The organism is Flavobacterium terrisoli (assembly GCF_030167905.1).
GTDB classification, from domain to species: Bacteria; Bacteroidota; Bacteroidia; order Flavobacteriales; family Flavobacteriaceae; genus Flavobacterium; species Flavobacterium terrisoli.
On sequence record NZ_JARGNA010000003.1, the window covers coordinates 176,707 to 189,283 of the forward strand.

7 protein-coding genes are annotated in these 12,577 nt (G+C 37.2%); all 7 read left to right on the forward strand.

Going from position 1 to position 12,577, the window contains the following annotated elements:
* Positions 1 to 5 precede the first annotated feature (5 nt).
* The 7 genes from P1K33_RS04910 to P1K33_RS04940 all read left to right on the forward strand — a co-directional run bounded on the left by P1K33_RS04910 (position 6) and on the right by P1K33_RS04940 (position 12,494).
* Positions 6 to 1,367 (forward strand): phospholipid carrier-dependent glycosyltransferase, encoded by a 1,362-nt coding sequence (locus P1K33_RS04910; protein WP_284651772.1) that lies wholly within the window; start codon positions 6 to 8, stop codon positions 1,365 to 1,367.
* The gene (locus P1K33_RS04915) at positions 1,367 to 2,323 is read left to right on the forward strand and encodes a glycosyltransferase family 2 protein (RefSeq protein WP_284651774.1); all 957 of its coding nucleotides are present in this window, start codon (positions 1,367 to 1,369) and stop codon (positions 2,321 to 2,323) included. The genes P1K33_RS04910 and P1K33_RS04915 overlap by 1 nt, the downstream gene beginning before the upstream one ends.
* A gap of 10 nt (positions 2,324 to 2,333) precedes the next feature.
* A complete protein-coding gene (locus tag P1K33_RS04920; RefSeq protein ID WP_284651775.1) occupies positions 2,334 to 3,071 on the forward strand; it encodes a class I SAM-dependent methyltransferase in 738 nt (245 codons plus the stop codon).
* Between the two features lie 104 nt (positions 3,072 to 3,175).
* Positions 3,176 to 5,137 (forward strand): tetratricopeptide repeat-containing sensor histidine kinase, encoded by a 1,962-nt coding sequence (locus P1K33_RS04925; RefSeq protein WP_284651776.1) that lies wholly within the window; start codon positions 3,176 to 3,178, stop codon positions 5,135 to 5,137.
* A 5-nt stretch (positions 5,138 to 5,142) separates the two neighbouring features.
* Positions 5,143 to 5,901 carry a LytR/AlgR family response regulator transcription factor gene (locus P1K33_RS04930; protein ID WP_284651777.1) on the forward strand — a complete coding sequence of 253 codons (759 nt, stop codon included), beginning with the start codon at positions 5,143 to 5,145 and terminating at the stop codon, positions 5,899 to 5,901.
* A gap of 96 nt (positions 5,902 to 5,997) precedes the next feature.
* Complete coding sequence (locus tag P1K33_RS04935; protein WP_284651779.1) at positions 5,998 to 10,095, forward strand: DUF7619 domain-containing protein; 4,098 nt, start codon at positions 5,998 to 6,000, stop codon at positions 10,093 to 10,095.
* Positions 10,096 to 10,169: 74 nt separating this feature from the next.
* Complete coding sequence (locus P1K33_RS04940; protein ID WP_284651780.1) at positions 10,170 to 12,494, forward strand: DUF7619 domain-containing protein; 2,325 nt, start codon at positions 10,170 to 10,172, stop codon at positions 12,492 to 12,494.
* Positions 12,495 to 12,577 lie beyond the last annotated feature (83 nt).

Consider the following 12,577-nt stretch of genomic DNA (forward strand, 5'->3'; position numbering starts at 1 on the left):
TCTAAATGGATATCAAAAACTTTTCCACCAAAAGAATAAATATACTGATCGTTTTGATTTCATCGTTGATGATGATTGTCGTGTTGAATTTGCCTTTTAAGGCAAAACCTTTTGGTGATATTACGTTTCATGAAGAATCAAAAAACTTAGCCTTGTTTTTAAAAGGTGACATTGGTTATGATAAAGTCACGATAACCAAAGCGCCCGGACCGATTATTTTTTATACGCCGGCTTATTTGGTGGCACCATCTGATGCTACCGATAACCAGCTTTGGGTTTATGGCGTAGTGTTTACCTTTATCATCATTACCATTAGCCTGCTGCTGATTTTTAGGATTGGTTCCTCTTTCTTTTCCAAGGAAGTCGGATTGCTGAGTGTGCTGCTGTTCTTTATTTTTCCCATCCATTGTTATTATTCCTTGGGAATCTTGGCTGAAGCACCGGCATTTTTTTCATTGACATTAGCGCTTTTTGGTTGGTCAATCGCCTATCATAAACCGGAGAAAAAGAAAGGTTGGCTGTTGTTGATTTTAGGAATGTGGTTTCTGATTTTGAACAGGCCAAATGCCATGTTGCTTTTAGGGTTTGGCATTTTAGTAGTGCTTTTTACCTTTTTTAAAAACAAAGATTTTTTTGCAGCCTATGGAAAGAAATTGGTTATTGCCTGTTTTGCGGTTGGGGTTTTAGGTGTTGCCGTACTTCAATTGGCCAAAATTATAACCGGAACCAAATCCGTTGGCAATCAGGAAGAGTTACTCTATTTTGTTGCCCATCAGGGAAGATTTCAATTCAGGGAAGAACCGACAGATTTTCGTTTTTGGGATAATGAAATCAGACCCGACAGTAAAGATTATCAAAATTGGGTACAAAGCATAGTCGATTTAGAACAAACGAAAGTCAAAACGGGGCAAACCCATAGCGCCGTATACCGCCAATTTTTGATTGACGATGCGTTAGAACATCCCTTTTTGTTCACCCGACAGTTCTTTGTCAAGTGTTTTTATGGCCATGTGTATTTTATCAATAGCGTGAAACCCAAAGATTTTGCGCTCGGCCCAATTCACGGCGTAATTGGTTATTGGTCATTTATTTTATTGATCAATTCCATCAATCTCATTATTTTATTTGGAGCATTTTTGTTTTTATATAAAGAAAAGAACCTACTCAGGTATTGGCCGTTTTGGGCTGTCATCATAGCCTTGTTGATATTTCATGGGCTGACTTACATGGAACCGCGCTATATGTTCCCGGCACGTGTGGCATTGTATATTATGAGTGCGGCAGGTTTATATAAAATTGGTTGGATACAAAGAAAAGTGGATTTTATGTCGAAATTTGTTTTTACGTCTAACAAACAAATCAGCTAATGGAAAGTAATCAAAAACCAATCATTGGTGTTGTTTCACCATGTTATAACGAAGAATCGGTGTTGAATGAAACATCAGCCCAACTAAATGCTATCATCGCCGATTTGGTTTCGAAGGATGTCATTTCCGAGAAAAGTTTTGCAGTTTTCGTAGATGACGGAAGTAAAGACAATACCTGGAAAATCATTGAAGAGAATGCCAGGCAGTTTGTTCATATTAAGGGTTTAAAACTGGCCGGAAATGTAGGACACCAAAAAGCATTGTTGGCAGGCTTGCTTACGTTTAAGGATGAGGCCGATGCTTTGATTTCCATCGATGCCGATTTGCAGGATGATGTGCGTGTGATTGAAGAAATGATTGTGAAGTTTAAATCGGGAACTGATGTGATTTATGGTGTCCGCAAAGAAAGAGCTACTGATACTTTCTTCAAGCGCAATACGGCGCTGATGTTCTATAATCTGATGAAGAAGATGAGAGTCAACATCATTCACAACCATGCCGATTATCGTTTGTGCAGCAAAAGAGTTTTGAATGCCTTATCGGATTTTGGAGAAGTTAATTTATTTTTGCGGGGCATTATCCCAACAATTGGTTTTAGCAAAGATGTCGTTTATTATGACCGTTTGGAGCGTTTTGCCGGAGAATCCAAATATCCTTTCCGCAAAATGGCGGCTTTTGCCTGGAATGGTGTGACTTCGTTTAGTAATTATCCATTGAAACTGGTAACCATAATAGGTTTTGTTATCTTTTTCTTTTGTTTGCTGATGACCGGTTATGCCTTGTTTGCCCTGTATACGGGTAATGTGGTTCCGGGTTGGCTTTCAACGGTATTGCCAATGTATTTTTTAGGCGGAGTTCAATTGTTCTGTTTCGGAATTGTAGGCGAATATATTGGCAAAATATATTCAGAAGTAAAACAAAGACCAAGATATTTTATAGATAAAAGAGTAGATTAATACAGCAGTTATGAAAAAAAAATATGAAGAAAAGTATCACGATGTAGAAACCAATCATTGGTGGTTCAAGTCAAGGAGAAAATATTTGCTCGACTTGTTACAAGATGCACCTAAAGACAGCAAAATACTGGATATTGGTTGTTCTTCGGGGGTTTTCTTAAAAGATTTGGAAGCGCTGGGTTTTTCGCTCGAAAACCTTTATGGTGTTGACATCAGTGAAAAAGCAATTGCCAATTGTAAAGCCAATGGGATTGCCAATGCTTTTGTCATGGATGCCCAAAATATTACCCTAACAGAGACTTTTGATATCATCATCGCTTCCGATTGTTTGGAACACTTACAAGATGATAAAATAGCACTGCAAAACTGGAATTCGTTGTTGAAAATAGGAGGCAAGATGTATGTTTTTGTGCCAGCCTTTATGTCTTTGTGGAGTTATCATGACGTAGTCAACATGCATTTCAGGCGCTATACTTTACCCGAATTAAAATCGAAAATGCTGGCTGAAAAACTGCAGATTGTTAAATCCAGCTATTGGAATTTCTTTTTGTTCGTACCGGTTTATGCGTTTAGAAGACTGACGTCAGTTTTTCAAAAAAACAAAACAGGAGAAAGCGATATTTCAATTGGTAACGCTTTTGTCAACAGTACTTTGCTGCAGCTTATCATTGTTGAGAATAAACTCCTGAAAGTGTTTAATTTTCCATTTGGCGTAAGCACTTTTTGCATAGCCCAAAAAACATCATAATAAGCCGTTGCAAATTCTCGCCCAAAATAGCTAAATACTCATTTAACGCATTTTCAACCAAAAGGAAATGCTATTTTTGTTTGGAACATTACATAAATGTACGAATGAGAATAGAAAAATACTTTCTTTTGGTTGGCTCGTTACTTTTTTCTGTTGTCTGTTGGTCACAAAATCAAAAGACCGACAGCCTGATTTCAGTTCTGCAAAAAACCAGAAATGATATTGACAAAGCAGCATTACTCAACACCATAGCCGATCAATACAAAACCAGCGATCCTAAATTAATGTTGGATTATGCCCAAAAGGCATATGATTTGGCCCAAAAAATCGATTACGAATTAGCCAAAGGAAATGCACTACTGAACTTAGGGAATGCCAATATCATCAGCGGAAATTACCCAAAAGCACTACAATATTTTACTGATGCTCAGCATCTTTTTGAAAACCTGGTCATCAAAAATGATCTTGACAAACAAAAAGGCTTGGCTAAAGCGTTGGGAAGCATCGGGATTGTTTTCTCTGAGCAAAGCAATTATTCAAAAGCATTGCAATATTATCTGAAAGCGGTAAAGATTTACGAGCAAATAAAAGATGAAGAAAAATGTGCCAAATTGTACAACAATATTGGTGTCGTTTACAAATCACAATCGTCCGATTTTAAGGCTTTGGAGTATTTTATCAAAACCCAGAAAATTCAGGAGAAACTAAAAGATCCCAACATTGGAATCACTTATACTAACATTGGAAATGGGTACTTGAGGCAAAAAAACGTACCTGTAGCCTTTAGTTATTATACTAAGGCCAAAACAGCTTTGGATAAAAATCCAAATCCTAGGGCTTTGGGCGAATGGTATAACAATGTTGGGTTGTATTATAAAACTTTAAAGCAGAATGAGAAAGCGGTAGCCCATTGGAATTCGGCCATTGCTACCTTTGAAACCATCGATGATAAATTTGGAATAGGCGATAGCTATATTCATTTGGGCCAATTGTTTTTGGAACAAGGTAAACTCCCCGAAGCGACTCAGTTTGCTAATAAATCATTGGCTTTAGCCAAAGAAATAAAAGTGTTGGAGCAAGTGGTTATTTCAGAAAAATTGCTGAGTGATATTTATGCCAAACAAAAAAATCCGGCCTTGGCTTTGGAACATTTCAAATTATACAGCCGGGCCAAAGACAGCCTGACCAATGAGGAAAATATCAGGAAAAGTGTTGAAGAAGAATTGAATTTTGATTTCGAAAAACGCGAAGCTGTTCAGCAAAAAGAGATAGAAAAACGGGATTTATTGCTAAAAGAAGAATCGAAAAGAAACAATTTACAACTCTTTTTTGCTGCGGTTTTCGGGTTATTGGTTTTCGGGATTGCCTTCCTGATTTATAACAGAATCCAACTCAAAAAGAATCTAACACTGCAAAAAGAACTGGCAGAATACGAACAAAAAGCACTGCATTTGCAGATGAACCCGCATTTTGTGTTCAACTGTCTGGGTTCGATTTCGAGTTTTATCGTGCAAAACGGTACCGATTCGGCGATAAAATATTTATCAAAATTCTCCAAGCTGATGCGATTGACTTTGGAATACTCAAAAGAGTCGTTAATCCCGATTGACAAAGAGATTGAGAGTTTGCAAAACTATTTGGAACTGGAGCAATTGCGTTTCAATAATAAATTTACCTTCACCATTTTTAAAAGCAATGACATTGAAGACGATATGGCCTTGCCGCCGTTGTTATTGCAACCTTTTGTGGAAAATGCCATCATACATGGAGTAATTCCCAAAAAAGAAATAGGAAGTATTGCGGTTCGCTTTACGATTGAAAAAGAAAGTTTGTTTTGCACCGTAGAAGACAACGGGATTGGGTTTAATGAGTCCAGGGCACAAAAGGAAAATTCGGTTGTGGCACATAAATCAATGGCGCTTGACATTACCAAAAAACGTTTGGAGATGATAGAATCGACCACCAAGCAAAAAACGGAATTCAAAATTGAAGAGATAAAAAATAATCCGGAAGAGGTTTTGGGCACCAAAGTAACCCTGCATCTCCCGATACAATACATAAAATAACAGAAATGATTACAGCCATATTAGTTGATGACGACAGCAATTTGAGAAACGGGATGAAAAGCCTGCTCTCGCGTTATGCACCGGAGATACAAATTATTGGTGAAGCCGACAGCGTTGAATCAGGAACCGCACTTTTATTGGAAAGTCAGCCACAGGTTTTGTTTTTAGACATTCATTTGGGTGATGGTTCGGGGTTTGATTTGCTGGAAGAAGTCAGCAAAAAAGGAAAAATTAATTCCCAAATCATTTTTATCACGGCGCATGAACAGTATGCCATCAAAGCTTTCCGGTTCAGTGCTTTGGATTTTTTGCTAAAGCCGGTTGATCCGGAAGAATTGGGCAAAGTAATCGGGAAATTAAAACAGGTCATTGATAAAAATGATAGTGTGGCACATATCGATTTGCTGTTGGAAAACATCAAAAAGAAAGTTGATAATTTCAAGCGTATTGCTTTATCGAATTCTGACGGGATTCATCTTTTTGAAGTGAGCGATATCATTCGCTGCGAAAGCGAAGACAATTACACCAAGTTCTATATCAAAAACAACAAACCGATTTTGATTTCAAAAACACTAAAGGAATACGAGGATTTGTTGACCGAACACGGATTTGAACGGATTCACCAAAGTCATCTGATCAATTTGGCTTATTTGAAATCCTATATCAAGAAAGATGGTGGTTATGTGATTATGGCAGACAACAGTAATCTTCCGATATCACAAAGAAAAAAAGATCGATTACAGGAATTATTGAAGACGATGTAACGAATTCTAAATCAAAACGGGCGGTTACTCATTTAATAAGAATTACTAAAACGACATCATGTAAATTTATAATGTCAAAAAACGAAACAAAATATAATGAATAAATTATACTTTTTATTACTGCTATTTACCGGAATGGCTTTTGCCGCGCCACCTATTGGAACGCCCAATAATTTGCAGGCGTGTGATAATGGTAATGATGGTGTTGAAGTTTTTGATTTAACGGTTAATACTTCGGTTGTACTTGGTGCTTTGAATGCAGATTCATACAGTGTTGCTTATTTTGTATCCAGTGTCGATGCAAATAACTATGTCAATCCCATTGCCAATCCAAATGCATTTTCGAGTTCAGGTCAGGTAATTTATGTCAGGCTGGAAGAGAATGCCGATACGTCAAACTTTGCCGTAGCCAGTTTTAATTTGCAGGTTGTAAGTTTGCCGTTCGCAACCATTTCAGGATCTGCAAGCATTTGTTCAGGAGATATGGGTGTTATTTTTATCACCGGTACGCCTAATGCTGTAGTCACCTATACCGTTAATAATGGTGCGCCTCAAGTCATTATTTTAAATGCAACTGGTACAGCTACTATAGCGGCACAAGCTGTTTTCACTAGTGTTTACCAGCTGGTAAGTGTGTCTGTCGGAAGTATCCCTTGCACCCAACCGCTAATCGGATCCGTAGTGATTACCGTATATTCAGTGCCATCGGCGGAAATTGTAACGCCAGACCAAACAGTATGTAGCAATACCTCAATAGACGTTACGTTTCAAGGTTCCGGTGGTAGTGCTCCTTATATTTTTACTTACTCCATCAATGGCGGTGCTATGCTGACGGAATCCTCAAATCAGGGTAATTTTGCAACCATTACACTTCCGGGAACACCGGGGATTTATGATGTGGATTTAATCAGTGTACAATCCTTAGCAAATAATTGTTCCCAAAATGTTTCTGACAGCGTTCACCTTGTTGTAAGTGAGGTGACTACTACTACACCGCAGAATTTATATGTAGTTGATAATCCTTTTGATGGTTTTGCGGAATTTGATTTGACTTTAAATACTGGATTTTTAATAAACGGAGATCCAAATCGTACCATAACTTATCATGAAACTTTAACAGATGCCGAAATAGACGGAAATGCGATAGCTGCACCTTCTTCTTATATTAATTTGAGCAACGGACAAATGATTTGGGCCAGAGTTGAAAGTAATTTTTCCGGCTGTTTTGTGATTAGAAGTTTTAGGTTATTTGTGACTGATCCAAATGCGCCCAATGATTTTATCTTTATTCCGGATGCCAATTTTAAATCGGCACTGATTACCATTGGTGTGGATACCAATAATGACGGGCAAATCCAATATGTGGAAGCTACAGCGGTTACGCAACTGACTTTCTTTTCCAACCTTGGTATCGCCGATTTGACCGGAATCAATTTCTTTACTAATCTGACTTCGGCCAACTTTAATAATAACCAAATAGCAGGAATCCTCGATATTTCTAATCTGATTAATTTAAACTCTTTTGAATGTAACTATAATCAGATAACAGGTTTGTTGCTTCCTTCTTCCGGAGCGCTGACACAGTTGTTTTGTGGCCAAAACCAAATTACAAGTTTGAATGTTAGTGGCAACACCGGACTTCAGACATTGTATTGTACCGATAACGAAATAAGCTCTTTGATTTTGACGCCTTCATTGACGATACTTTCCTGCGACTGGAATAACCTGACCACATTTGATATTAGTAATCTTACCAACCTTCAGCATTTACAATGTAGTGGTAATGATAATCTGACTTCGTTTACGGCAAACAATTTGCCTAATCTAACGTTGTTGACTTGTATTAACAATCCATCATTACTTTCTATGGATATTCAGGGTTGTACCGGTCTGGAGTTTTTAGTGACCACAGGGGATACTGCTCTGAGTTCACTCAATATTAACGGTTGCACCAATTTGAATTATTTAGATTGTGCCAATGGCCAACTTACTACTCTTGATGCTTCCAATCTTCCTCTATTACAGAGAATAATGTGTAATAATAACCTATTGACTTCTTTGAATATTTCCGGCTGTCCGGTTATAAAAAATTTGATTTGCAATAACAACCAATTGACTACTGTAGACGTTTCAGGTACTCCTGAATTGGAGATTTTTACAGGTAACGACAATCAATTTACTGCGTTAACGGTTACCAATAAACCTAATCTTATCAGTTTTAACTGTAATGCCAATGCGAATCTGGCCAGTCTTGACCTTTCAGGTTGTAGTGTTTTGGGAGCTTTGTATTTAAGTGAATTGGGACAGCTAGCCACTTTGAATGTTTCAGGTTGTACAGCCATGATTGCATTGCAGTGTGAACTAAATGTATTGACCAGTTTAGATGTTTCTGGATTGACTAATTTGTTGACTTTGTATTGTCAAGCTAATCAAATTTCTACTTTGAATCTGACTAACTGTACTTCATTACAATTTTTGAGTTGCTCCAGTAACAATCTTACCACATTAGACGTTTCAGACTCGCCTTTGATTATTACTTTAGATTGTTCAGATAACGACCTTACAGCGTTGGATGTATCTAATCTCACAAGTATGACAAATTTGCATTGTAGTACAAATGCTTTGACTACTTTGGATGTTACCAATTCTCCAAACCTGGCAGTATTAAACTGTACTGTGAACAATTTGGTGTCACTTTTCGTTAAAAACGGAGCCAATGAAAGTGTTGGCTTTCACACCAATCCAAATCTTATTTATATCTGTGCCGATGAAGCCCAGATCAATGGCTTTGTAGATGCTGTGGCACAATACGGTATGAATGCTCAGGTAAACACCTATTGTTCTTTTACACCCGGTGGTCATTACAATAACATTAACGGAAATATTGCTTTTGATTGGAATAATAACGGCTGCGGACCGGAAGATGCCCACCCGTTTATCAGGGTAAATATTTCAAATCCGACTTTTGCAAGTGCAACTTTTACGAATGCTTCAGGAGGTTATAATTTTTATACCGGTGAAGGCGATTATGTCGTTTCACCTGAGTTTGAAAACCCGACATGGTTTAATGTGTCGCCAACCGATCCGGTAATCAGTTTTCCTAATGACGATAACAATATTGCCTCACAAAATTTCTGTATTACGGCCAACGGTGCTCATCCCGATTTAGAAGTGGTAATTTCTCCACTTTTTCCTTCGCGTCCCGGTTTTGATGCAATTTATAAAGTGGTTTACAAGAATAAAGGAAATCAAGTTCTATTTGGGAATGTTAGTTTCTCTTATAATGATGATCTAATGGATTTTGTTTCGGCTTCAGTGGCTGCATCAACAAGTAGTTTTGGAAACTTAACCTGGAATTTTACCAATTTAGAGCCTTTTGAAACCAGAAACATTACGGTAACGTTGAATATCAATGCGCCAACGGATACGCCTGCGGTTAATATTGGTGACTTGTTGACTTTTACAGGAACTATAAACCCAATGGATAATGATGAAACTGTAAATGACAATACTTTCATATTTAATGAAACCGTAATCGGTTCTTTTGATCCGAATGATATTACCTGCCTTCAGGGTGGAATTGTTTCCCCTGTAGAAATTGGAAACTATTTGCACTATGCCATTCGTTTTGAAAATACCGGGACAGCAGAAGCTGAAAATATCGTAGTGAAAACCGAAGTTGATCCGACCCAGTTTGATATCAATTCACTTCAGTTATTGAATGCCTCACATGGTGTTGACGCCAGAATCAACGGGAATATAGTAGAATTCATTTTCCAGAATATCATGCTGGAATCAGGTGGACACGGGAATGTATTGCTAAAAGTAAAATCGAAAGACACCTTGCAATCAGGAGATATGGTGAGCAAACAAGCCAATATTTATTTTGATTACAATTTCCCTGTCGAAACCAATGATGCGGAAACCATTTTCCAATCGCTTGGCCATCCTGATTTTGAGATTGATAATTCGATAAGCATTTACCCGAATCCTTCAAACGGAATAGTCAATATCAGTGGAGATTTCAATATAAGGTCAACGCAGTTGTATGATGTACAGGGAAGATTGCTCCAAACCAATTTGGTTAATGAAAGCAGTACAGTCATTGATCTTTCCGCACAATCGAACGGAATGTATTTTATAAAAGTGATTACCGACAAAGGAATTAAAGTAGAAAAAATTGTTAGAAAGTAAGTTAATAGAAGTGTGGCCATATGCCTCTCTGTAATGGAGAGGCTTTGGTGTTTTGTGCCTTAAAAGAATAAATTATGAAAAAACTATTTTGTCTTTTAGTATTGATTTCGGGTATTTCCAATGCCCAAATTGTAAATATACCTGATGCCAATTTTAAGGCGGCGCTATTGAATGCAAGTACTTCAAATGCGACAGCTTCAAATGCCTATCCAACAACGGCAAGTAGTTTTGTTAGTATAGATTCAAATGATGATGGTGAAATTCAGGTTTCAGAAGCTTTGAATGTTTATTATTTGAATGTATATAGTGATGGTATAAGTGATTTGACCGGTATTGAGTACTTTACCAATTTGAGATTTTTGAATTGTGGCATGAATGATATAGCAACTTTAAATTTAAGCGCATTAACTTACCTTCAAGAATTGAATTGTCAAAACAATAATTTAACGGTCTTGGATGTCAGTGAATTAACGAATCTTATTTATTTAAGTTGCGGGATGAATAACTTAACCACTTTAGATATAAGTGCGTTGCCGCTTCTTCAGGATTTATATTGCTATAGCAATGATTTGACAACATTAATAGTAAGCCCAATAAATAATCTGATGGGTTTGCAATGTAGTCAAAACAACTTCGCCACTTTAGATTTTAGCATGTTAACGCATCTTACCTTTTTGAATTGTTCTTATAATCAATTAACAGCCATAGATGTAAGTATGCTGACTGATCTTACACAATTGTATTGCCATAATAACCAACTAACTTCCTTAGATGTAAGCGCATTGACCAATCTTGTTGAACTCACATGTATTTACAATCAACTGACAGTTTTGGACGTAAGTGCATTGCCTAATCTTTTAGAGCTATATTGTTATAATAATAATTTAAGTACTTTAAATCTAAAAAACGGAAGCAATGAGACGACCCTTCAATTTTCAGGCAATCCAAACCTGCTTTATATTTGTGCTGACGAAGATCAATTGGTTTCAGTTGAGGACAAAATACTTAATTATGGTTATGTAAATTGCCATGTCAATACCTATTGTTCCTTCACACCTGGCGGAAACTACAACACTATATCAGGGAATATCAGTTTTGACAGTGATCAAAACGGTTGTGACGAAAATGATGAAACTTTTCCACACATCAGAGTAAACATTAACGACGGAACCAATCAGGAATATGGTTTTACCAGTGCTTCCGGGAATTATAACTTCTATACAGAAACCGGCATTTTTACGATTACACCGGCGATTGAAAATCCAACCTGGTTTAATTTTACCCCAACTAATGCTTCTGTGGCTTTTACAGATGACAATAATAATATTTCAGATAATGATTTCTGTGTTTCGGCCAATGGCGTTCATTCTGATGTAGAAGTGGTTATTGAACCGATAATGCCGGCGCGACCTGGTTTTGATGCGGTTTATAAATTGGTTTATAAAAACAATGGAAACCAAACGGAAACAGTATTTGTTAACTTTAACTATGATGGTACCAGACTTCAATATGTTTCCAGTTCATCTGATCCGGTAAATGCTGCCACAGGAAGTTTGGCCTGGCAGTTTTCTAATGTGATGCCGTTTGAAAGCGGCAGTATTTTGGTAACGCTTAATGTCAATGCACCAACCGATACGCCGGCTGTAAATATTGGAGATGTTTTAGCGTTTAGCGCATTTGTTGATATTACCACAGATGAAGACTGGGATGATAACGCATTTGACTATAATCAAACAGTGGTAGGTTCTTATGATCCAAATGACATCACGTGTCTTCAGGGCGGAATCGTTTCACCAGTAGAGATTGGAAATTATTTGCATTATGCCATTCGTTTTGAAAACACAGGAAATGCAGCAGCAGAGAATATAGTGGTGAGAACAACCGTTAATCCAACCGGTTTTGATGTCAATTCGTTACAGCTTTTAAACGCATCGCACACTGTTAACACAAGAATAAGCGGCAATATCGTAGAGTTCATTTTTCAGAATATCATGTTGGAATCAGGTGGTCATGGCAACGTATTGCTGAAAGTAAAATCGAAAAGTAATTTGCATCAGGGCGATATGGTAAGCAAGCATGCCAGTATTTATTTTGATTACAACCTTCCGGTGGAAACCAATGATTTTGAGACGGTTTTCCAATCGCTTAATAATCCTGATTTTGAGATTGACAATTCAATCAGTATTTATCCAAATCCATCCAATGGAATAGTTAATATCAGTAGTAACTTCAATATCAAATCGATTGAGTTGTTTGATGTTCAGGGAAGACTTTTGCAGACTAACATAGTCAATAACAATAATACAACCATAGATATCTCAACCCAGTCTATTGGTGTGTATTTCGTCAGAGTGGTATCTGATAAAGGATTAAAAGTAGAAAAATTTGTTAAGCAATAATTTTGGGTTAAAATTTATTGTGTGAAGAGGCGCGCCATAGGTGCGCCTTTTTTGTTTACTGGTTGATTTCCAAAATTTATCAA

What these genes read in the sequence shown, in the direction of transcription:
- P1K33_RS04935 (WP_284651779.1), top strand. Translation starts at nt 5,998, where the DNA reads ATGAATAAATTATACTTTTTATTACTGCTATTTACCGGAATGGCTTTT.
- P1K33_RS04925 (WP_284651776.1), top strand. Translation starts at nt 3,176, where the DNA reads ATGAGAATAGAAAAATACTTTCTTTTGGTTGGCTCGTTACTTTTTTCT.
- P1K33_RS04920 (WP_284651775.1), top strand. Translation starts at nt 2,334, where the DNA reads ATGAAAAAAAAATATGAAGAAAAGTATCACGATGTAGAAACCAATCAT.
- P1K33_RS04910 (WP_284651772.1), top strand. Translation starts at nt 6, where the DNA reads ATGGATATCAAAAACTTTTCCACCAAAAGAATAAATATACTGATCGTT.
- P1K33_RS04915 (WP_284651774.1), top strand. Translation starts at nt 1,367, where the DNA reads ATGGAAAGTAATCAAAAACCAATCATTGGTGTTGTTTCACCATGTTAT.
- P1K33_RS04930 (WP_284651777.1), top strand. Translation starts at nt 5,143, where the DNA reads ATGATTACAGCCATATTAGTTGATGACGACAGCAATTTGAGAAACGGG.
- P1K33_RS04940 (WP_284651780.1), top strand. Translation starts at nt 10,170, where the DNA reads ATGAAAAAACTATTTTGTCTTTTAGTATTGATTTCGGGTATTTCCAAT.